The sequence below is a fragment of the Nocardia brasiliensis IFM 10847 genome (assembly GCF_000710915.1).
Taxonomy (GTDB): domain Bacteria; phylum Actinomycetota; class Actinomycetes; order Mycobacteriales; family Mycobacteriaceae; genus Nocardia; species Nocardia brasiliensis_A.
Map to the genome: position 1 here is coordinate 20,740 of NZ_BAUA01000063.1, position 20,060 is coordinate 40,799.

Annotated in this window: 19 protein-coding genes; 4 read left to right on the forward strand and 15 right to left on the reverse strand. The window is 70.1% G+C overall.

Annotated features, from left to right (window positions below):
* From NBRGI_RS13440 to NBRGI_RS13470, 7 genes are all read right to left on the reverse strand, one after another.
* On the reverse strand, positions 1 to 543 hold the full coding sequence (locus NBRGI_RS13440) for a hypothetical protein (protein ID WP_051727720.1): 543 nt from the start codon (positions 541 to 543) through the stop codon (positions 1 to 3).
* The gene (locus tag NBRGI_RS13445) at positions 540 to 1,709 is read right to left on the reverse strand and encodes a hypothetical protein (RefSeq protein WP_081878035.1); all 1,170 of its coding nucleotides are present in this window, start codon (positions 1,707 to 1,709) and stop codon (positions 540 to 542) included. The genes NBRGI_RS13440 and NBRGI_RS13445 overlap by 4 nt, the downstream gene beginning before the upstream one ends.
* A 50-nt stretch (positions 1,710 to 1,759) precedes the next feature.
* Positions 1,760 to 2,194, reverse strand: coding sequence for a FixH family protein (locus NBRGI_RS13450; RefSeq protein ID WP_029896079.1), 435 nt, complete (start codon positions 2,192 to 2,194; stop codon positions 1,760 to 1,762).
* Positions 2,191 to 3,852: a hypothetical protein gene (locus tag NBRGI_RS13455; protein WP_235210942.1), complete on the reverse strand. Its 1,662-nt coding sequence runs from the start codon at positions 3,850 to 3,852 to the stop codon at positions 2,191 to 2,193. Before NBRGI_RS13455 ends, NBRGI_RS13450 begins: the two co-directional genes overlap by 4 nt.
* A 161-nt stretch (positions 3,853 to 4,013) precedes the next feature.
* Complete coding sequence (locus tag NBRGI_RS13460; protein WP_029896083.1) at positions 4,014 to 4,541, reverse strand: DUF779 domain-containing protein; 528 nt, start codon at positions 4,539 to 4,541, stop codon at positions 4,014 to 4,016.
* The gene (gene adh / locus NBRGI_RS13465; RefSeq protein WP_081878036.1) at positions 4,541 to 6,118 is read right to left on the reverse strand and encodes an aldehyde dehydrogenase; all 1,578 of its coding nucleotides are present in this window, start codon (positions 6,116 to 6,118) and stop codon (positions 4,541 to 4,543) included. Before adh ends, NBRGI_RS13460 begins: the two co-directional genes overlap by 1 nt.
* Before the next feature lie 75 nt (positions 6,119 to 6,193).
* Positions 6,194 to 7,447: a helix-turn-helix domain-containing protein gene (locus tag NBRGI_RS13470; RefSeq protein ID WP_235210943.1), complete on the reverse strand. Its 1,254-nt coding sequence runs from the start codon at positions 7,445 to 7,447 to the stop codon at positions 6,194 to 6,196.
* Positions 7,448 to 7,560: 113 nt separating this feature from the next.
* On the opposite strand from NBRGI_RS13470, the gene NBRGI_RS13475 reads away from it, so the two are divergent.
* Positions 7,561 to 8,313 carry an SDR family NAD(P)-dependent oxidoreductase gene (locus tag NBRGI_RS13475; protein ID WP_029896089.1) on the forward strand — a complete coding sequence of 251 codons (753 nt, stop codon included), beginning with the start codon at positions 7,561 to 7,563 and terminating at the stop codon, positions 8,311 to 8,313.
* Positions 8,314 to 8,324: 11 nt separating this feature from the next.
* Here NBRGI_RS13475 and NBRGI_RS47430 read toward each other — a convergent pair whose 3' ends face one another.
* From NBRGI_RS47430 to NBRGI_RS43715, 7 genes are all read right to left on the reverse strand, one after another.
* Positions 8,325 to 9,269 (reverse strand): hypothetical protein, encoded by a 945-nt coding sequence (locus tag NBRGI_RS47430; protein ID WP_029896091.1) that lies wholly within the window; start codon positions 9,267 to 9,269, stop codon positions 8,325 to 8,327.
* On the reverse strand, positions 9,269 to 10,489 hold the full coding sequence (locus tag NBRGI_RS13485; RefSeq protein ID WP_029896093.1) for a hypothetical protein: 1,221 nt from the start codon (positions 10,487 to 10,489) through the stop codon (positions 9,269 to 9,271). The genes NBRGI_RS47430 and NBRGI_RS13485 overlap by 1 nt, the downstream gene beginning before the upstream one ends.
* Positions 10,489 to 11,175 (reverse strand): hypothetical protein, encoded by a 687-nt coding sequence (locus tag NBRGI_RS13490; RefSeq protein WP_051727722.1) that lies wholly within the window; start codon positions 11,173 to 11,175, stop codon positions 10,489 to 10,491. The genes NBRGI_RS13485 and NBRGI_RS13490 overlap by 1 nt, the downstream gene beginning before the upstream one ends.
* Entirely contained in the window at positions 11,172 to 12,377 is a 1,206-nt protein-coding gene (locus NBRGI_RS13495; protein WP_029896097.1) for an ATP-grasp domain-containing protein, read from the reverse strand. Before NBRGI_RS13495 ends, NBRGI_RS13490 begins: the two co-directional genes overlap by 4 nt.
* On the reverse strand, positions 12,374 to 13,336 hold the full coding sequence (locus NBRGI_RS13500; RefSeq protein ID WP_029896099.1) for a glycosyltransferase: 963 nt from the start codon (positions 13,334 to 13,336) through the stop codon (positions 12,374 to 12,376). The genes NBRGI_RS13495 and NBRGI_RS13500 overlap by 4 nt, the downstream gene beginning before the upstream one ends.
* A complete protein-coding gene (locus tag NBRGI_RS13505; RefSeq protein ID WP_029896101.1) occupies positions 13,336 to 14,289 on the reverse strand; it encodes an NAD-dependent epimerase/dehydratase family protein in 954 nt (317 codons plus the stop codon). Before NBRGI_RS13505 ends, NBRGI_RS13500 begins: the two co-directional genes overlap by 1 nt.
* A gap of 205 nt (positions 14,290 to 14,494) precedes the next feature.
* Positions 14,495 to 15,574 carry an alpha/beta hydrolase family protein gene (locus tag NBRGI_RS43715; protein ID WP_029896103.1) on the reverse strand — a complete coding sequence of 360 codons (1,080 nt, stop codon included), beginning with the start codon at positions 15,572 to 15,574 and terminating at the stop codon, positions 14,495 to 14,497.
* A gap of 91 nt (positions 15,575 to 15,665) precedes the next feature.
* On the opposite strand from NBRGI_RS43715, the gene NBRGI_RS13515 reads away from it, so the two are divergent.
* From NBRGI_RS13515 to NBRGI_RS13525, 3 genes are read left to right on the forward strand one after another with little or no spacing between them, the layout of a single operon-like run.
* The gene (locus tag NBRGI_RS13515) at positions 15,666 to 16,520 is read left to right on the forward strand and encodes a tryptophan 2,3-dioxygenase (RefSeq protein WP_029896105.1); all 855 of its coding nucleotides are present in this window, start codon (positions 15,666 to 15,668) and stop codon (positions 16,518 to 16,520) included.
* Between the two features lie 3 nt (positions 16,521 to 16,523).
* Positions 16,524 to 17,753: a kynureninase gene (locus NBRGI_RS13520; RefSeq protein ID WP_029896106.1), complete on the forward strand. Its 1,230-nt coding sequence runs from the start codon at positions 16,524 to 16,526 to the stop codon at positions 17,751 to 17,753.
* On the forward strand, positions 17,734 to 18,591 hold the full coding sequence (locus tag NBRGI_RS13525; protein ID WP_029896109.1) for a PaaX family transcriptional regulator: 858 nt from the start codon (positions 17,734 to 17,736) through the stop codon (positions 18,589 to 18,591). The genes NBRGI_RS13520 and NBRGI_RS13525 overlap by 20 nt, the downstream gene beginning before the upstream one ends.
* Positions 18,592 to 18,669: 78 nt before the next feature.
* On the opposite strand, the gene NBRGI_RS13530 is transcribed toward NBRGI_RS13525, so the two are convergent.
* Complete coding sequence (locus NBRGI_RS13530; protein ID WP_029896110.1) at positions 18,670 to 20,046, reverse strand: FAD-binding oxidoreductase; 1,377 nt, start codon at positions 20,044 to 20,046, stop codon at positions 18,670 to 18,672.
* Positions 20,047 to 20,060 lie beyond the last annotated feature (14 nt).

Here is a 20,060-nt window from a genome sequence, read left to right on the forward strand (position 1 = left end):
TCACACCGGCAGCGGCTTGCTGCCCGGCCGGGTGCGCCGCCAGGCGACCGTGAGGAAGCCGAGCAGCCCGAGCAGCGGCAGCGCGGCGATCGACCAGCTCAGCGGCAGCGGCGGTCCGGGTTGGTCCAGCACCTGCAGCCGATCCAGTGTGCCTTCGCCGTGGCCGAGCGGGCCGTCGATGGTGAAGGCGAAGCGGTAGCTGCCGGGATCGTCGACCGCGAAGATGTCCAGGCCCCACGAGTCGCGCTTGCGCGGGTGGCGGACGAACTTCGCCGGCCGCCGCCAATTCAGCCCGGGCCCGGTGAGTTTCAGCGTCCCGGATTTGTCGGCGATGCCGCCGTCGGGCATGAAGGTGAAGTCCAGCGACTGCATCGCTCGGATCGGCCAGGTGGAGAAGCCGACGGTCAAGCCGTACGGTCCGGCCTGCACGCGCTCGGTGTGCACGATGTCGACCGGGGCGTACGCGGACGCGGGGCTGATCGCGACCAGCGAGAGCGTGACCGCCGCCAGCACGGTGAGCGCGAATCTGCGCAGAGTGGTCATCGGAGATCTCCCGGTGTGGGCAGCATGCGGACGAATCGACCGGCGAGGAAACCGGCCAGCAGACCCAGTGGCAGACCCAGCGCGGTCGAGATCAGGACGTCACCGGCCCCGATACCCGAGAAGAAGTGGGTGAGCTGTAGTTGCAGCGGGAACGTCACACCGACCACGACGCCGGCGAAGCCACCGGCCAGCACGACGATTTTTCGCGCGTCGAAGCCGCGGGTGCGCACCGACCAGAACAGGGCCTCGATCCCGGCCGCCGCGAGGAGCAGGAACATCGGCATGATCGCGGGCAGCGAGGGCGGGCGTGAGCCGAGCCCGTCGCGCAGCGGCAGGCCGATGGAATCGGCATACGCTGCGGCGGCCCAGGGCGAGAACCACCACAGGATCCCTTGCAGCACACCGAGGGCCACCGCGATGGCGAGCGCGGCGCCGGGCCGCGCCAGCACGGCCGCGCCGAGGACGAGCAGCAGCGGGCCGAAGAACAGCACGCCGAGGATGGTCGAGTCCACCGGCAGGTCCAGATTGTCCAGGGCCTGCGCAAGGATCGGCGCGAAGGTGATCAGGATCGGGACCGCCGCGACGATGCCGAGCCGGCCCCACCGGTGGTCGCGATGTGCCGAGAACACGATGATGCTGCCGATCATGGTCAACGTGATCGACAGGAACAGCGCCACATGCGACGGCGTGTTCAGCACCGCGTCGAAGCCGTAGATCGAATGCCATTCCAGATCGAGCAGACCGTAGAGCAGGAACAGGGCCGCGCCCGCGCCGGCGATCATGTAGCCGAGCGGCGCGGTGAGGGTGCTGCCGAAGACGCGAACGGGTGTGCCGCCCAGCCGTGGCACGGGCCGCCCGGCCCGCTGCGCGGCGGTGGCCAGGAACACCATGGCCAGGCTGACGAACCCGGAGATGGCACTGCCGGAATACAACAACAGGTGCGGCAGCGTGAAGAAGGTGTCCGGCCCGACATCGTTGTGCCACTGGATGTCCCAGCTCAACCCCACCAGTGTGACGGCGGTGCCCGCAAGTACGCCCCACGCGCCCGCCCGCGCGGCGGCGCTGTCGTCCGATGCCGTGTGGTCCGGTGCGGACCGGGCCGCGACGGCGTCCACCGCCGGTCCGGCCCGCCCTTCGCTCGCGTCGAACGCTGCCGAGCTGTCCATCCGCTGCCCTCCTCGGTGCCTCGTCGAATCTTGTTTGTCACGTGTCTGTTTCAGTTGCCCACCCACAGCGGCACCGTGAGCTGGTCGACGCCGCCGTGCGCGTCGATCGACAGACGCAGTTCCCACGGACCGGTCATCATCAGCGATACCGAGTCGGCGTGGAAGCGACCGTCGCCCGCCGCGGTGAGCGCGACAGGTGGACCGGCGTGGCCCATGAGCAGCTGGGTCGCCTGCACCGTGACGGTGGCATGCGGCGGCGGCGCTCCGGCCCGATCGGTGACCGCGACGTCGACGGCGGTGTCGCCCAGTCGAACTCGTTCGACGGTGACGGTCACCAGGTGGTGTTCGGTGCCCGAGCGCAAGACGACCGCTCCCGCCGAACTCGGCCACAGCAGCCGGCCGAGCACCGCGAGCACGACCACCAGTGCGGCGGCGATGATCAGCGGCCGGCGCGAACGAGTTGTGCGCGTGATCGTTTCGCTCATCGCCGCGCCTGCGCGACCTCGAGCACCACCGGAACGGTCAGCACGGTGAAGCGTCGCAGGACCTGAATCCAGAGCCGGTATCGGCCCGCGACCGGAAAGGTGTAGGTGAAGGGCACGTCCGGCCCGTAGGCCGCCACGGTTTCGTCGGGCGGGCTCTGTCCGTTGGCGGGTGGCATGAGCATCACACCCCGGCTTCCGGCGGCCTCGGTGGCCGCACCCGCTCCCGGCATGCCGTGCGTCCCTGCGTGATCCATGCCCGGCGTATGGTGCGCTCCCGACGCGTGGTCCATCCCGGGCATTTTCGCCATGCCCTGCATCGACGTCGGCCCCATCGAGTGGCCGTGGCCCCAGATGGCCGACTCGTGCACGGCCGCCGCGATATCGGTACTGCCGTCCGGTATCGGCCCCGCCACGATCAGATGACCCACCATGCCGAGCCACGGTTGCAGGTCGGCGACGTCGCCGACCTCGGCGGTGATCGTGGTCGGCTGCCCGGCCACGGCGGCTGTCGTCTCGACCTCGATCGGCGTGCCATCGAGCACCAGCGACCCGGACGTCACCGGCCCACCGAGCGACACCGGAGCGGGAGATGGCGGCGCGGCGGTGCCGGCTGTGCCCGGCGCGACGGTGACACCGGTTGCGGCGCGGGCCATTTGCACCCCACCGCCGCGGCGCGCGAGCTCCACGGACAGCGCGTAGCGCCCGGGTTCGGTTGCCGTCGAATGCACCTGGTAGCGCCCGGGGCCGGTACGGATCGGATGCAGATGGGACAGGCCGCCCGACGGCCCGACCATGAGCAGATGCACCAGCGCGCTGTCGTGCACCACGAGGTCGTCGACGGGTGCACCGGTAGCCGCGTCGAGCAGGACGAGGTCGATATCGCCGGGCTGCCCCGCGAGCAACGGTCCGCCCGCCACGGTCAGCAGCACCGGCGGGCGCGAGAAGTCCGCGATCGCGGGCTGATTCACCGCGTAAGGGTCGGTGACGTTGTCCAGGGTGGGATCGAGCTGGCCACCCGGTTGCGGTGGCAGCGGGAGCGAGGCCGAGAGCAGCGCCGCGGTCACCGATACCGTGATACCCGCGATCATCCCGCCCGCGGGGAGCAGAGCCCACACGGGACGCTTGGCGCGCACGGCGATCAGCACGGCGACGGGTAGCAGCGCGCCGGCCAGCAGAAAGCCGCGATAGACCAGCCGTTCCGGCGGTGAGGTGACCTGCGCGGGCACGACGAACGGAATCCGGGCGACCCGGGTGCCGTCACCGATGGCAAGTTCCCACGGGCCGGGGCGGTCCATGTCGAGGGTCGCCGAGTACATCCCCGGCGTCGCGCCGAGTTCGATGCTGTTCTCCGCCACGGGAACACCGGGCGCGGGCAGCGTGGAATCGGCGCCGACCGCACCGGTGGGGACGGCGGCGAGTGCGAGTTTCCCTGCGGCGGTGCCGGCGTGGGTCACCACGTCGACCCGCAGCGGCCCCGGCACGCTGGTCACCCGGCGCAGGATCACGGTCAGTTCCCGGTCGCCGAGGGACTGAGCGACCGAGAGATCCGCGCCCGCGGCGGGCGAGTCGGCGAACGCGGGCGCCGCCCCGGCGCCCAGCAGCAGGAGCCATCCCGCGAACAACAGGACGCGATATCGAGCAGCACGGGCGACGGGCACTTCCGCAACCCTAGGGACACCCCGCCGCGAGATCATCACCTGCTGAGGGGATCCGGTCTACCCCGCTGGGTTGATGCCTGTATAGGGGAAGTTCCGGAGAATGCCCGCCGCGTATCCGCCGGGTCGGCTCGCTCGCAACGCCTACGGCGTGCTCGGCCGAGTCAGCGCGGCACCGGGCACGCGTCCACCGCCGCCGCGACCACCTGGGGCGTGTCGGGAACCGGTGGGCGGGCACCGGATTCGTACTCGGCGCCGACCACCGGCGCGACGGCCGCCAGCGCCTCGTTCTCCGCTGCCGTGAACGCCCTTGCCCGGCTGAGGAAGCGCCAGCCCTCCGGCGCTTCCAAGCTGAAGCCGGACCCGCGGCCGGGCACCACGTCGATGACGAGTTGCGTGTGTTTCCACGCCTGGAACTGGGAGCCGGAGATCCATACCGGCACCGCGTCCAGTTCGTCGCCGGGCAGCGTCGTCGGCACCTCGCCCACCGCGAGGCGCAGATCGATGATGCCGACCAACACGTCGCGGTCCCCGATGATGAACTCCCCCAGCGGATAACACATCGGCGAGGAGCCGTCGCAGCAGCCGCCGGACTGATGCATCATCAGCGCGCCGTGCGTGGTACGGAGGCGGCGCAGCAGCTGCGCCGCCGCCGTGGTCGCCACCAACCGGGGCGGGGCGGACTGTGCCATCAGAAGAATCCCATGGCCTTCGGCGCGTAACTGACCAGCAGGTTCTTGGTCTGCTGGTAGTGGTCGAGCATCATCTTGTGATTCTCGCGGCCGACCCCGGACTGCTTGTAGCCGCCGAACGCCGCGTGCGCCGGATACTGGTGATAGGTGTTGGTCCACACCCGGCCCGCCTGGATATCACGGCCCGCCCGGTACGCGGTGCCGCCGTCGCGGGACCACACCCCCGCGCCGAGACCGTAGAGGGTGTCGTTGGCGATCGAGATGGCGTCGTCGTAGTCGGTGAACGAGGTCACCGACACCACCGGTCCGAAGATCTCCTCCTGGAAGATCCGCATCGCGTTGCGGCCGGTGAAGATCGTCGGCTGCACGTAGTAGCCGCCGTTCAGATCACCACCGAGCAGCGCGCGTTCGCCACCGGTGACCAGCTGCGCGCCCTCGCCCTTGCCGATCTCGATGTAGGACAACACCTTTTCCAGCTGGTCGTTGGACGCCTGCGCGCCGATCATCGTCTCGGTGTCGAGCGGATCGCCTTGGCGCACCGCCTTGGTCCGCAGCGCGGCCAGCTCGAGGAAGCGGTCGAAGATATCGGCCTGGATCAGCGAGCGCGACGGACAGGTGCACACCTCGCCCTGGTTCAGCGCGAACATGGTGAAGCCTTCCAGAGCCTTGTCCAGGAAGTCGTCGTCGGCGCTCATCACATCGGAGAAGAAGATGTTCGGGCTCTTGCCGCCGAGCTCGAGCGTCACGGGGATCAGGTTCTGCGACGCGTACTGCATGATGAGCCGGCCGGTGGTGGTCTCACCGGTGAACGCGATCTTCGCGATCCGGTTGCTGGAGGCCAGCGGCTTGCCCGCCTCGACACCGAAGCCGTTGACGATATTGACCACACCGGGCGGCAGCAGATCGCCGATGATGCTCCACAGGAACATGATCGAGGCCGGGGTCTGCTCCGCGGGCTTGAGCACCACCGCATTGCCCGCGGCCAGCGCGGGCGCCAGCTTCCAGGTCGCCATCAGGATCGGGAAGTTCCACGGGATGATCTGGCCGACCACGCCGAGCGGCTCGTGGAAGTGGTAGGCGACGGTCTCGGCATCGATCTCCGACAGCGAACCCTCTTGCGCGCGAATCGCTCCCGCGAAATAGCGGAAGTGGTCGACGGCCAGCGGGATGTCGGCGGCCAGCGTCTCGCGGATCGGCTTGCCGTTGTCCCAGGCCTCGGCCAGGGCGATCGCGTCCAGGTTCGCCTCGATCCGGTCGGCGATCTTGTTCAGGATCGCCGCGCGCTCGGCTGCCGAGGTCTTGCCCCACGCCGGGGCGGCGGCATGGGCCGCGTCGAGCGCGAGTTCGATGTCCTCCGCAGTGGAACGCGCTACCTCGCAGAAATTCTCGCCTGTGACCGGCGTCGGATTCTCGAAGTACTGCCCCTTGACCGGTGCCACCCATTGGCCGCCGATCCAATTGTCGTAGCGGGATTGGTAACTCATCAGGGCATCCGGTGCACCGGGCCGGGCATAAACAGGCCCACCCGTCGCCCGGCCACCACCCCTTGTGGAATCGCTATCGCGATGCTGTGTCATCGAAGCTCCTCACATGGACACGACATGTGATCCACGACACTAGAGCGCCAACGTTGCATCACCGTTGGGAACCGTTCAGCAGCCGCCCAACTCGCGATCGAGCATCCGCAACTGCGCCGCCACCTGCGCGTACAACGACGAATCCCGGTCCAGCGAGGCCAGATAGGCGGCCCACGCGCCCCGGTCCTCCCGTCCGTCCACGGAGCCGATCCACCAGCCGAGGATGGCCGGATCGCGAGACTTGAGCACCGCGGCACGCATTCGGGCCCGCAGCGCCTCCCGTACCCGGCCGACGCCCGGCGCGCGCGAGGCGGGCAGCAGTTGCCCGCGGTACCCCGCGACGGCGGCGGCGATATCGCCGCGGCGCAGCGCGCGACGCAACTCGCCGATATCCGAATCGAGTTCCGTCAGCAACCGATACGGTCGCGATCCCAGCGTGGCGCCGCCGAGAATGCGGCGCAGGCGCGAGATTTCGGCGCGCACGGTCACCGCGTCGAGATCGCGCTCGTCCAGCAGCACCGCGATGTGCTCGGTCGACAGACCCTCGGGATGTTCCAGCAGCAGGAGCAGGATCTCCGAATGCCTGCGCGACAGCGCGATTCGTTCATGGCCGAACCGCAGCGCGGGACCGGCGCCGAGCAGTTCGACCCGCGGTGTGGCCGATGCCGGGGCCGGGTGGGCGCGCAGCTCGGATTCGGCGACGGCGACGGTCGCCCTGATCAGCGAGAGCACCTCGGGGGCGGCGACCCGCGGCCCGCCGGTGATGTCGATCGTGCCCAGCACCCGTCCCGTCGCGGGATCGTGCACCGGACCGGCCGCGCAGCTCCACGGGTGCACCACCCGGCTGTAGTGCTCGGCGCCGAAGATCTGCACGCAATGATCAAGTGCCAGCGCGGTTCCCGGGGCGTTGGTGCCGACCGCGGCCTCGCTCCAGTCCGCGCCGTCGGCGAAGTTCATCTGCGCGGCGCGGTCCTTGGCCGCCGCATCGCCCTCCACCCACAGCAGACGGCCCCGCGCATCGCTCAGCGCGACCAGCAGTCCGGTGTCCTGTGCGTCCTCGACCAACAGCTTCTGCACCACCGGGCGCACGGCCGCCATCGGATGTGTGCGCCGATAGCGCTCCAATTCGACGCCGGTGAGCGAGGTCCGCCCGATCTGGCGGTCCGGGTCGATGCCGTTGCCGCGACTGCGCAACCAGGACGCTTCGATCACCCGGCGCACGCTGCGGGGCGCCTCGCCGCGCGCGACGAACGATTCGTGGGCGGCCGAAACGTGGTGGCCCACCCGCTCCGCGTCGTCCTCCGGGCCGAGCGCAACCCAGGGATTCACCCGAGCACTGGATCCGACGGCCACCTTTCCATCCTCCCTTGCGAGCCGGACCCGGGCAATGCGCCCGCCGGGGCGGGTGATGAATTCCGGAGACTCGGACCGTCTGTAGAGATATGCGACTGAACAACAAGAACGCGGTGGTCTACGGGGCGGCGGGGAGTATGGGCGGGGCCGTGGCCAGAGCCTTCGCCGCGGCGGGGGCACACGTGCATCTGGTGGGCCGGACCGAGCAGACCTTGGCCGCGGTGGCCGCGCAGATCATCGGGCACGGCGGCCGGGCCACCGTCGCGCCGGTCGATGTCTTCGATCAGGCGGCCGTCGAGGCGCATGCCGACCGCGTGGTCGCGCAGGACGGTACGCTCGACATCTCGTTCAACGCGGTGGGCATGAACGCGGTTCAGGACGTAGCGCTCATCGATATGACCTTGGACGACTTCATGACTCCGATCGTCGAGGCCGCCCGCTCGCACTTCGTCACCACGACCGCCGCCGCCCGGCGGATGACCGCACAGGGCAGCGGCGTCATCCTGCTGCTGTCCGCCACAGCCGCCGCCGAATCCCGGCATCGCATGGGCGGATTCAACCTCGCCTGCGCCGGAATCGAAGCGCTCAACCGCAGTTTGGCCGGTGAGGTCGGCAGGCACGGCGTCCGGGTGCTCTGCCTGCGCGCCAATTTCACCCCCGACACGGTGCCCGGCCTCGCCCCCGACGACGAGTCCCTCGCCGCCCTGCGCGACGACACCAAACTCGCCCGCCTCCCCCGTCTGGCGGAGGTCGCCGAAACGGCCGTCTACGCCGTCTCCGACGCGGCCGGCGCGATGACCGGCGCGATTCTCAACCTCTCCTGCGGGGCGCTCGTGGATTGATCGACCGAGCACTATCTACCGGCCAGGGCTACGGCGTAGCGCGGGATCAGTTGGCAGCCGAGGCGGGCTTTGACGTCGGGGAGGCCTTTGCCCCAGACGAGGCCTTGTTTTTCGACGGCCGCCGCCCAGGCGACCGTGCGGCGGAAGGCATCGAAGTAGAGGTGTTTGCGACCGCCTTCGTCGACCGGGAGCGCGCCCCAGCGGTGCACCAGGGGCCAGCTGGGATGGTCCAGAATGGTGAACGCGGCCAACAGGTTTCGGTCGGTGTCGTGGTAGTGCACCGCGTGGACATCAGGGTGCACCAGCACGCGGTAGAGCCATTCGTCGGGCATGCGCGGTGCGCGGCCGAGTCCGTCGTACTTCTCCTCGGTCCGCCGCAACAGTCCGACCAGCTGATCGAGGTCCAGCTCGCTCGCGGGCCCGAAACCGGCGATCAGATCGTGATCGCGGGCCAGCCACCGGGCTTCGGCGCGCAGGCTGCGCCGGCGATTCGAGGACAGCGTGCCCAGCCAGCCGTCTTCGTCCGGCCACGCCACGGGCAGGATCGCGGTCGGATTGACCTCCCTGGTGATGCGCACGCCCCCGAAGGTCGCCACCTGCTCGCGCGACAGCTCCCGCCACAGCGTGCCGAGCACCGCGTACCGGAAGCGCGCCCGCAGGCCCGCGGCGAGCACGCCGAACAGCTCATGCGCCCGCGCCGCGTCGGCCACCCACCATCCCGGCTGACCGGTGCTGCCCGGCGCGGCGACGTTCAGCACGCCCGCGGTCCACCGCGCGGCGGCCAGCGCGACGACGTCCACGCCGTCGAACACCACCGCGAGACCGAGCCGCGGCCCGGCCGCGGCGAGCACCTCCCAGGACCAGGTCGCGCGCAGGCCCGCGGTGCGCCGCACCGTGTCCCACCACGGCGGCTCGGCGTCGCGGAAGGGATCGAAGACATCGACGCGCACACCCATCACCGCTTTCCGGGACCACGGCGTCGCGCTACCGCACGGGACGCTCGGCTGAGCCGTGGCAAGGTCGATGCCGCGAGCACAGCATAGGAAGCGACCAGTGCGGCGAGTGCGCCGGGCGGGCCGTGCGCGGGCACCAGCACCGCCGCACCCAGCGTGACCGCGGCGAACTGCGTTGCGGCACCGACGGCGGCGACCGTCAGCTCGCGACGGCCCGTGTTCTCCAGCAGGAACAGCGCCAGACTCGTCAGCGCGTGCACCGGGATCTCGAAGCCCAGCAGCACCGCGACAAGCACCGCGGCCGTGACCTTCCCGGCCAGCGCGACCGCGAGCACGCCGGCGAGCAGGCCGGCGCCGAGGGCGATGACGAGCAGTCGACGGGCCAGACCGATCCCGGCGCGCGCACCTGAACCGCGTAGCCGCAGCGACGACACAGGCTGATAGATCCGCAGCAGGTACAGCGTGCCCGAGCCGACCACGCTCGATATCAGCAGCGCCACATAGAGTGTCGTGCTGCTGTCGCGCTGACCACTCAGCGCCAAGGCCGCGTACAGCACGCCGACGGCCGCGCTGCCCAGCGGCTCGTACAGGCCGAGCAGCAGTTCCGCCCGCACGATCGCCGTGACGGTCCCCCGGCGCGGCCGCACCGTCAGCGACGGGAGGCCGCGGGCCGACCAGCCGACCACGGCCAGCGTCACCGCCAACAGCACGGTGAGCTGACCGGCGGGCGAAAGCCCCGCTGCCGCACCGACTCCCACCGCCGCGATCATTGCCACGGCCAGCAGCAGGAAACCCCGGCTGTCGCGTTCCGGGCGCCCGGCCCCGCGATGCACCGCCACCACGACCGTCAGCAGCCCGAGACCGGCACTCCAGGCGGCGGCCAGCGGGTAGACCACGAATGCCGAGCCCGCGGTCACCGCGCTCGCGAGCAGGGCGAGCACCAGCGGCACGGCCGAGGTCAGCACCCCGGTCCGCACCACGGCCGCGCCCGTATACCGTAGTCGCGGCACCAGTTTGAGCACGGACTTCTCCGGACCGGAGCTGAGCAGCGCGATCCAAGCCGTGGCGCCGACCGCGCTCGCGTACACCGCGAACTGGTCCGTGCCCCAGATCGCCAGCAGCACAAGCGCTATGCCGTGATAGGCGAGCCGGAACCCGCCGCGGCCGGCCAGCAGCGACAGCACGATGGCCGGTGCGGGCAGCGTGGCAGGCGGGGACACCATCAGCGGTGACGCGCGCCCGCTCGCTGCCGGACCGCGACGGCGCGCCGCCGCACGCCCCCGCAGCGCCGCCGCAGACCGTCGCCGATCCGTTGCCTGTACCGGTCCGGCAGCAACAGCACCACCGCGGCCAGGACCAGATGCACCACGATGAAGGCCAGCGCCTCGTTCCGGCTCGCCACATGGCCTAGCCGCACCGTCATGTGATCGGCCCAATCCCACTGCGCGGCAAGTGGTTTACCGCGCAGCAGCTGGAACGCGAGGTCCTCGATGCCGGAGAGCATGACGAGGATGCCCACGTAGCCGACCCTGCGGGCCACCGCCGGGCCCGTGCCGCCCAGCCGCAGCATGAGCGCCAGGCACAGGATCAGCAGCGGCACCAGAATCCGCATCCACGAATACAACCGGCTGAAATCGTCGTCGAGCGCGGCGGCGAAGATCTTCGGGACCAGAAAGCAGAACACGACGAGAAACGCCGCGAGCGCGCAGATCTCGACCAGCCGTCCGCGCCGGAACCACTCGGGCCGCAGGCTCGCGATCGTCTCGGTCGCCAAGACGAACGGGAGCAGCGAGGCCAGCAGCGCCCACACACTCGGCACGCCGTGCTCCCGGCCGGTCGTCCCCCAGACCAGTCCGGCCGCGACCACGGCCGCGCCGCCGAGCAGTGTGCTGCGCACCGCGGGACTCATGCCGCCCCGCTCAGGTCGAACCGCAACCTGGCCCGCACCGCGTCCGCGGCCTCGGCCGCCCGGTCCGGCAGATCGGCGACGACGATGAAGTGGCCCAGCTTGTTCGCCGCGTTGTGATACGGCCGCACCTCCTGACCCGGCCGGACGAACAGCACCAGCTCCGCCAGCTCGGGGATCGCCGCGGCCGCGTCGTCGGCGCCGCGCACCTGCGCGATCACCCCGGCGTGGTCGGTGTAGAGGACGCCGGACACGGTGGCGCGGGACCGGGTCGGCAGCACATCGACCGCGCCGCCCGTCGCGGCTTCGATCGAGGCCCCGACGGTATCCACGCCGTAAGCGTGCCGGAACAGTTCGCCCAGCCCGTTGCCGCCGACCCGGGCGCCCATCTCGATCAGATGCAGGGTGCCGAAACTGTCCACGATCACATCGACGGTCAACGGGCCGCGCCGATAGCCGAGTTCGGTGATCAGCTCGTTCAGCATGTCGGTCAGCTCCCAGCGCTGCTCGACGGCGAGGTCGGCGGGCACCCGGTGTTCGACGGTCACGAAATGCGGTGCGGGCGTGAGCGTGCGGGCGCTGACTCCGATGAACACGATCCGGCCATGATCGACGAATACCTCTGCGCTGTAATGTTTTCCGGCGATCTGCTCCTCCACGATGACGCCGCCGTCGCTGGCGAACCGGGCCGCCTCCCGCGCCGCCGCCGCGAGCTCGGACGCCTCCGCACACACCTGGATCCCGCGACTGCTCTGCGCGTCCAGCGGTTTCACCAGCACCGGGAACCGCAGTGTCGCCGCGCGCATGGCGAGCTCCGCGTCGGCCCGGCCCGCGACGTACCCGTAGCTGTCGAAGCCGAGCCGGTGGCACACCGCCCGGAAGTAGGACTTGTCCTGCGAGGCGTGCACGACCTGCGCGGCAAGCGGATCCGGCAGCTCCCAGTGCCGCGCCAGCCAGCGCTGCGCGGACAGCCCGGTATCACTGGCCGGCGACAGCACGCCGACGATATCGGCGCGCCCGTCCAGCGCGGCGGCGATCGCGGTGGGGTCCCGAATGCTGACGTGCACGAATTCGTCGGCCAGCGACCGCGCCACGGCGTCGGCGCGCCGGTCGACGCAGACGGTGCGATAGCCGAGTTCGCGGGCCCGGCGATAGGTGGACGTCGAACCGTCCGCACCGCCGAGGATGACCACCGTGCCCGTCACAACGCACCTCCACCCACCACGGACCGCCCCAGCTGCAGCCGGTCGGCCGCGTCGATGGGCAGGTCGGATTCTCGTATGTAATACAGCGCGCGCACGCCACGACCGGCCGTGAGCACCGAATAGCGCAGCAGCAGAGCCAATGTCGGCATAGTCGCGAGCACGGCGCACAGCAGCGCGGCGAGTACCGCACCGCCACCCACCACGCCGGCGCCGAACAGGATGAGCACCGCGCACGCGGCGAACGCGACGGCCACCAGCAGCAGTGCCGCGCCGGCTGCCGGTGCGCCGGAGTGCCCGATGTAGAGGTCCAGTGCGTGCCGGGCCAGCCCCGCGACGGTGAACTTGGACGCTCCGGCAGCCCGGGCCTGGTGGGCCGTTCGCACGGTGGTGTAGCGATTCGTGACGGCGGGCAGCGACGCCATGAAGTACGGTGCGGGACGGCGCAGTTCGACGATCCGACGGGCGACACCGGCCCGCACCAGACGGAATGTCGTAGCGCCTCGGGGCATTTCGATCCCGAGCAGGCGACGCGCGATCAGCTCCGACAGCGCGGAGCCCCACCTTCGCAGCGGCGGATCGGCGCGCTCGTCGCGCACCCCGAACACGGCGTCCACCCCGTCGGCCGCGGCCGCGATCAGCTTGTGCGCCTGGCTCGGATGACTCTGCAGATCGGCGTCCAGGTGCAGGATCCATGGTTTGCTCGCGTACTTGTAGCCCGCGGCGAAGGCCGCCTCGAACCCGAAGTTGCGCGCGAACGAGATGTAGTGCACCCGTTCGTTTTCCGCGGCCAGCCCGGTCACCAGCGCCAGCGTGGCATCGGTGCTGCCGTCGTCGACGAACAGCAGCTCGACATCGTGGTGGCCGAGCTCGGCGACGACGGCCGCGTGCGCCGCTACGACATTGACCTCTTCGTCGCGGCACGGCACCACGACGGTGAGGCCGAACCCGGCGGGGGCCATCACGCCGTGGCCGTCTCGCAGGGCTCCGGCACGCCCCAATGTGTGCCGCGGGTCTCGATGAACCATTCGATGGTGCGCCGCATGCCGTCATCGAGCGGCAGCAGCGATTCGGGGTCGACGCCGATGCTGGACAGCGTCGCCGGATCGGCCCGCACGACCGCGCCGGGCTCCTCGCCCGGCCGCATGGGCAGGCCGACGATCGGCACCCGCGGGTACCCGAATTCGACGCACTGGTCGATGATCAGTTCGGCGACGGACCGGATCGACTGGGAGCGGGCCGGGCCGACCTCCAGCACGACGTCCGGCACCAGGCCCTGCTCGGCCGACTCCAGCGCCGAAACCAGCACGCGCGCAACATCGCCCACCCAGACCATGTCGGACAGCTGCACCCCGCCGCCGTAGAGCTCGACGGGTTGGCCGGCCAGCGCCCGGCAGATCACCGCCGGCGTGAACTTGCGCACCTTGCCCGCCCCGAACGGCGCGGCCGCCAACTGGCGCGGGCCGTAGGCGTTGACCACCCGCACGTTCGTCACCCGGGTACCGCGATACGCGTTGAACATGTGCACGAACCGCTCGACCGCGGTCTTGGAGATCGAATAGCTGTTGTTCATCCAGTGGTTGCCGACGCAGATGTACACGCCGGGCAAATCGTACTGCGCCACCGACTCCAGGAAGTTCAGTCCGCCAACCAGATTCGTCTCCGCGGCGGGCCGGGGCCGGCTGATCGTCTCCTGCGTGCCGAGCACCGCGGCGAGATGGATCATGCCTTCGCAGTGCGCGGCGAGTTCGGCCATCGAGGTGGCGTCGCGGATATCGCCGAGCATCACCTCGTACGGTTGCGCGCCCGCCCGTCGTCGATGGTCGAAGATCACCGGCTCGTGGCCGCGCCGCACCAGTTCTTCGCAGACATAGGAGCCGATGAATCCCGACCCGCCCGTGACCCCGACCTTCATTCTGTTGTCCCACCTTGCGCTATCTATCCGGTGACCCGCCGGTGGTACCGGCAGGATAACCGTGGGTGTCCGCATCGTCCGGATTTTGTCCGGATCCACGCACCCGCGAAAGAGGACGCGTAGATGATGTGCGGCACAGCCTAGGCAGCTTCGGAAGGTCGCCGATAGCCATAGTTTTCGGGGCCGAGGATTTCACCCCGAGGATTCAGAGAGTGTGCATCAACCACTGCGCCGTGCGCCGCCAGATCGCGCTGCCCGGATCGATCACGGCGAAGTGATCGGCCGGCAGCTCGAGTAACTCCGCCGAATCCTGTTTCGTACGGGCCAGATCCGTATAGTTCCTGCTGAACTCCAGCAGATCGGGTTCGTCGTCGAGGCCGCAGACGATCAGCTGCGGTATACCGAGCGGCAATCGTTCGATCGGTGCGGCCGAGCGGTAAACGGCCGAGTCCGGCGTGTAGCGATGGCCGAGCGCGCGGGCCACCGCACCGTCGCCGAGCTCGCGGCGATCCGCCGTCCGCAGGTCGAGCACGCCCGCGAGACTCACCGCGGCGGCGGGGCGCAAGTCGGTGGCCTGTGCGTCGGCGGCCAGGCGCAATGCCAGCTGTGCGCCTGCCGAATGGCCCAGCACGGCAACCCGATCGAGGTCGAGCCGATTCGCCTCGGCCGCCGGCGCGAGCGCCGCGAAGGCATCGGCGACATCGGCAACGGTTGCGGCCCAGCCCGATTCGGCCGGACGGCGATATTCGACGTTCCACGTCGCGCAGCCGCGGGCGGTGAGATCGACCGCCACGGCGTGCATGAGGTCGCTGTCCCACCACGGTTTCCAGTACCCGCCGTGCAGCAGCACGGCCACCGGGAACGGGCCGGGGCCCGCCGGTGTCCGCAGGTACACCCGCTGATACGGATGCGTGCCGTAGGTCAGCATCGTCGCGGGATGGCACCGGTGGAAATACCAATCGGCTACGGCGTACCGCAGACCCGCCAGGCCGCGACCGCGGATATGCGTGCGCACACCGGCGGACCGGTCGGCGGCACAGCGCTCGAAGTCCACCCGGATCATCCGCCGTGGAACATCCCCCGGCAGCGCGGCCGCACCCGGTACCACCACGAATTCCTCGTCGGAGGCGGCGGCACGGCAGGCCGCGACGAACTCGGCCGGGTCGGCGGCGCGCACCGGCCCCGCCGTGACGTCGTAGGCGGCGCAGGCCGCGACCAGCAGTTCGGCGGCGGTCGCCCAGTGGGTGACCGCGTCGGGCCCGAAGACGATCCGCAGGTCGCTCATCGCGCGCCTCCCATGACATCGATCTAGCGAACGTCACGATAATGTCATACCCTGGCGGCACCAGGTAGTACCCGACCAGTGGGGATTTCGCATGACCGTCGAGCACAACACCCGGGCACTCGAACACGACATCGTCACCGACTTCAGCTCGCGCACGAGCTACGGCGGATACCTCGATCTGCCGACCCTGCTCAGCGCGCAGCATCCGGTGAGCAGGCCCGAACATCACGACGAGTTGCTGTTCATCATCCAGCACCAGACCACCGAGCTGTGGCTCAAACTGGTGCTGCACGAGACCAGGGCGGCCCGGGCCGCGTTCGACGCCGACGACACCGGCGTAGCGCTCAAATGCATTGCGCGGGTGAAACATATCCAGAAGACGCTGACCGAGCAGTGGTCCGTGCTGGCCACCCTGACGCCCACCGAGTACGCCCAGTTCCGCGGCGTGCTCGGCAATTCGTCGGGCTTCCAGTCCTATCAGTACCGGGCGATCGAGTTCATTCTCGGCAACAAGAACGCGTCCATGCTGCGCGTCTTCGAGGCAGATCCGGTGGCGCACAAAGAATTGGACAGGCTGCTGCACGAACCGAGCCTCTACGATTCGTTCTGGCGGCACGTCGCGCGCAGCGGGCTGGACGTGCCGCGCTCGACGCTGGACCGGGACGTGACGCTGGCCTACGTGCTCGACCCCGAACTCATTCCGCTGGTGAAATCCATTTACCAAGCCCCACAGCGGCACTGGTCGATCTATGAGACGTTCGAGGAACTGGTCGATCTCGAGGAGAACTTCCAGCTCTGGCGGTTCCGGCACATGCGCACCGTGCTGCGCACCATCGGCACCAAGCGCGGCACCGGCGGTTCCAGCGGCGTCGGCTTCCTGCAGCGCGCGCTCGACCTCACCTTCTTCCCGGAACTGTTCGCCGTTCGCACCGAGCTCGGAGGCTGAGCCATGACCACCGACGACTTCGCCACGCGCGCCGAAGCTCTCGACGAAGCCGACCCGCTACGCGACTACCCGGGCCGCTTCCTCGGCAGCGACGATCCCGAGATCGTCGCCTACCTCGATGGAAACTCGCTGGGCAGGCCGACCAGGGCGAGCGCCGACCGCCTCGCCGAGTTCGTCACCGAGGCGTGGGGCGGCAGGCTCATCCGGGGCTGGGACGAACAGTGGTACGAGCTGCCGTTGACGATCGGCGATCGGATCGGCGCGACGGTGCTGGGCGCGGCCGCCGGGCAGACCACCATCGGCGATTCCACCACCGTGCTGCTCTACAAGCTGGCCCGGGGCGCGCTCGCACTGCGGCCCGGCCGCACCGAGATCGTGCTGGACCGCGACAACTTCCCCACCGATCGGTACCTGCTCGAATCGATCGCGGCCGATCTCGGGCTGCGATTGCGCTGGATAGAACCGGAATTCACCGGTGGCGTCACCGCCGGCGAACTGGCACCGGTCGTTTCCGAACACACCGCGCTGGTCGTGCTCAGTCACGTCGCCTATCGGTCGGGCTATCTGCTGGACGCGCCCGCGATCGCGGCCGTCGCCCACGACGCGGGCGCCCTGCTGCTGCTCGACCTGTGCCACTCGGTGGGCGCGGTGCCGCTCGAACTCGACTCGTGGGGTATCGATTTCGCCGTCGGCTGCACCTACAAGTACCTCAACGGCGGCCCCGGAGCACCGGCGTTCGGCTATGTCCACAGCACGCATCTCGCCGATTTCGTCCAGCCCATCTGGGGTTGGATGGGCCGCGAGGATCCCTTCGCGATGGCCCAGGGCTACCGGCCCGCACCCGGTATCCGGCGGTTGATCAGCGGGACGCCCGCGATCGTCGGCATGCTGCCGATCCAGGACATGCTCGACCTGATCGAGGCGGCCGGCATGCCTGCGGTGCGCGCGAAATCGCTGGCACTCACCGATTTCGCGCTCGACCTTGCGCACGCGTGGCTGGTGCCGTTGGGTGTAACGGTGTCCTCGCCAGCAGATCCGGCCCGCCGCGGCAGCCACGTGACGATCGATCATCCCCGTTTCCAGCAGGTGACGGCACGACTCTGGGAGCGCGGCGTCCTTCCCGACTTCCGTCCGCCGCACGGTATCCGGATCGGCCTGAGCCCGCTCAGCACCACCTTCGCCGAGGTGCTCGCCGGAGTGTCGGCCATTCGCGATGAACTCACCACACGCTGATCCCGCGACCGCCGGTGCCGTCCTCGACGACATCGACTCGCGGCCGGGCAGCGCCACCTCGCTCGCCCGGACAGTGCTGGGCGCCTACGTCCGTGACCTCGGCGGCTGGATCGCGATCGCCGATTTCGGCGCACTGCTCACCCGGCTCGGCGTGCCGGAGCCGAGCACCAGGACGGCGGTCGCCCGCCTCAAGAGCAAGGGCGTGCTGGCGGCCGAATCCCGCGGCGGGCGTAGCGGTTACCGCGTCACCGCGGCCGCCGAAGCGATGTACCTGCGCGGCGATCCGCGTATCTTCGGCTTCCGGCAGATGGCCGATACCGATGCGTGGCACCTGATCTCGTTCGGTATTCCCGAAGCCGAGCGCGCCGCCCGGCACCAGTTGCGGCGGCGGCTGACCTCGATCGGTTGCGGCACCGTCTCGCCGGGGCTGTGGATCTGCCCGGAGTATCTGGCCGACGAGGTCACCGCCATCGTGCGCGCGCTCGGGCTCGACGAGTACGTGACCACCTTTCGCGCGGTGGACCTTTCGGTGCCCGGCCCACTGACAGCGGTGGCGGCGCAGTGGTGGGACCTGCCCGCACTCGCCGCGCGCTACCGTGCCTTCCTCGCCCGGCATCGCGGCCTGCTCGATCCGGCCGAGCTCAGCGACCGGGACGCTTTCGAACGGTTCGTGCCCGCACTCGACGAATGGCGCGTGATCCCCTATCTCGATCCCGGCCTGCCGCAGCGGATGCTGCCCGCGCAGTGGCCGGGTCCGGCGGCGGTCCGGCTCTTCGCCGACGCGCAGCGCCGGTGCCTGGCGCCGAGCCGGCGCTGGGTCAAGTCGATGGTGTCCTGAGCCTGCGCGCCGCGGCGGCCCACCCAGCTTGTCCGGACCACCCAGCGCTTTGGCACCCAACGCGGCGACCATTGCGCCTCAACGGTTCTCAGGCGGGATGTTCTGGTTGAGATGGAACACGTTGTCCGGATCGACGGCGCGCTTGAGCCGCACCAGCCGCTGCCACCCGGGTTCGCCGTAGGCCTCCCGGGTGCGGTGCTCGCCTTCGTTGCCCAGATGGTTGACGTAGCCGCCACCCGCCGACCACGGGCGCAGCGCCGCCCAGGTCGCCCGCGTCCAATTGCGATGGGCCGCACTGTCGTCGGTCGCCTCCGGCCAGACGGCGGCGACGGTGAGCAGCGCGGTGGCGGTGCGGAAGCCGAAGGCGGCGGACTCGGCGGGCGTGTCCGCGATCGCGCCGCCCGCTATCCGCACCAGCAACTGCGACATCGGCGAGGTGCTCTGCTCGGCGGCCGCGACCAGGCTGTTCACCGCCGTATCATCCAGCGGGCCCAGCCATTCCGAACGGCCGTAGGCACACAGTCCCGGTGCGGCGGCGTCGTCCACCATGGCTTGCAGCGCCGTGTAGGGCATCGGCCCGAACAGATCGGCGAGCGGGGTGCCCGCTGTGCGCAGCGGCCGGACCAGCGCCTGCGCGGCCGCGAAATCGCCGGTGTGACAGGCTGCCAGCGCCACTACCGGCTTTCCGTGGAACTGCGGCGGCACGAACGGCGCGGGCGGCGCGCAGATCAGCGCGGCGTTCAATCCGAGTTCGGGCGGGGCGGTCCGGGCCACCTCCAGGAACATCGAAAGCGGTTCCGCCGCCAACGGATACAGCACCGCCCCGGCGAACATCGGCACCGGGATCGGATGCAGCCGCATCGTGAACCGAGTGACGACCCCGAAGTTCCCGCCGCCACCGCGCAGCCCCCACAGCAGTTCCGGGTGAGTGTGCGCGGTCACCTCCACGGTCCCGCCGTCGGCCGTGACGAGCTGAGCGGCGATCAGATTGTCGCAGCTGAGACCGTAACGACGGGACAGCCAGCCGATTCCGCCGCCGAGGGTCAGCCCGGCGACGCCGGTGTGGGAGACCTCGCCGCCGGGCACCGCCAGCCCGACCGCCTCGGCCGCCGCGTCCAGCTGCCGCCAGAGCACCCCGGGCTCGACCCGGGCGACCCGGGCGCGCGGATCGATCTCGACCGCGCGCATCGCACTCAGGTCGATGACCAACCCGCCCTCGCACATGGACAGCCCGGAAAAGCTGTGCCCACCGCCGCGCACCGCTATGGCGAGTTCGTGCCTGCGCCCGAACTGCACCGCCAGCGCGACATCGGCCGCGCTCCGGCAGCGCGCGATGACGGCCGGGTAGCGATCGATGGCACCGTTCCAGAGTCGGCGCGCGGCGTGATAGTACGGATCGTCGGGCCGGATGAGAGCGCCGGTGAAGCCGGACAGCCCGGCGGCGTAACTGGTCATGCGAGAAAGCCTCG

What these genes read in the sequence shown, in the direction of transcription:
- NBRGI_RS13450 (WP_029896079.1), bottom strand. Translation starts at nt 2,194, where the DNA reads ATGAGCGAAACGATCACGCGCACAACTCGTTCGCGCCGGCCGCTGATC.
- NBRGI_RS13530 (WP_029896110.1), bottom strand. Translation starts at nt 20,046, where the DNA reads ATGACCAGTTACGCCGCCGGGCTGTCCGGCTTCACCGGCGCTCTCATC.
- NBRGI_RS13460 (WP_029896083.1), bottom strand. Translation starts at nt 4,541, where the DNA reads ATGGCACAGTCCGCCCCGCCCCGGTTGGTGGCGACCACGGCGGCGGCG.
- NBRGI_RS13505 (WP_029896101.1), bottom strand. Translation starts at nt 14,289, where the DNA reads ATGAAGGTCGGGGTCACGGGCGGGTCGGGATTCATCGGCTCCTATGTC.
- NBRGI_RS43715 (WP_029896103.1), bottom strand. Translation starts at nt 15,574, where the DNA reads ATGAGCGACCTGCGGATCGTCTTCGGGCCCGACGCGGTCACCCACTGG.
- NBRGI_RS13515 (WP_029896105.1), top strand. Translation starts at nt 15,666, where the DNA reads ATGACCGTCGAGCACAACACCCGGGCACTCGAACACGACATCGTCACC.
- NBRGI_RS13525 (WP_029896109.1), top strand. Translation starts at nt 17,734, where the DNA reads ATGAACTCACCACACGCTGATCCCGCGACCGCCGGTGCCGTCCTCGAC.
- NBRGI_RS13475 (WP_029896089.1), top strand. Translation starts at nt 7,561, where the DNA reads ATGCGACTGAACAACAAGAACGCGGTGGTCTACGGGGCGGCGGGGAGT.
- adh (WP_081878036.1), bottom strand. Translation starts at nt 6,118, where the DNA reads ATGACACAGCATCGCGATAGCGATTCCACAAGGGGTGGTGGCCGGGCG.
- NBRGI_RS47430 (WP_029896091.1), bottom strand. Translation starts at nt 9,269, where the DNA reads ATGGGTGTGCGCGTCGATGTCTTCGATCCCTTCCGCGACGCCGAGCCG.
- NBRGI_RS13500 (WP_029896099.1), bottom strand. Translation starts at nt 13,336, where the DNA reads ATGGCCCCCGCCGGGTTCGGCCTCACCGTCGTGGTGCCGTGCCGCGAC.
- NBRGI_RS13445 (WP_081878035.1), bottom strand. Translation starts at nt 1,709, where the DNA reads ATGGACAGCTCGGCAGCGTTCGACGCGAGCGAAGGGCGGGCCGGACCG.
- NBRGI_RS13485 (WP_029896093.1), bottom strand. Translation starts at nt 10,489, where the DNA reads ATGGTGTCCCCGCCTGCCACGCTGCCCGCACCGGCCATCGTGCTGTCG.
- NBRGI_RS13520 (WP_029896106.1), top strand. Translation starts at nt 16,524, where the DNA reads ATGACCACCGACGACTTCGCCACGCGCGCCGAAGCTCTCGACGAAGCC.
- NBRGI_RS13490 (WP_051727722.1), bottom strand. Translation starts at nt 11,175, where the DNA reads ATGAGTCCCGCGGTGCGCAGCACACTGCTCGGCGGCGCGGCCGTGGTC.
- NBRGI_RS13440 (WP_051727720.1), bottom strand. Translation starts at nt 543, where the DNA reads ATGACCACTCTGCGCAGATTCGCGCTCACCGTGCTGGCGGCGGTCACG.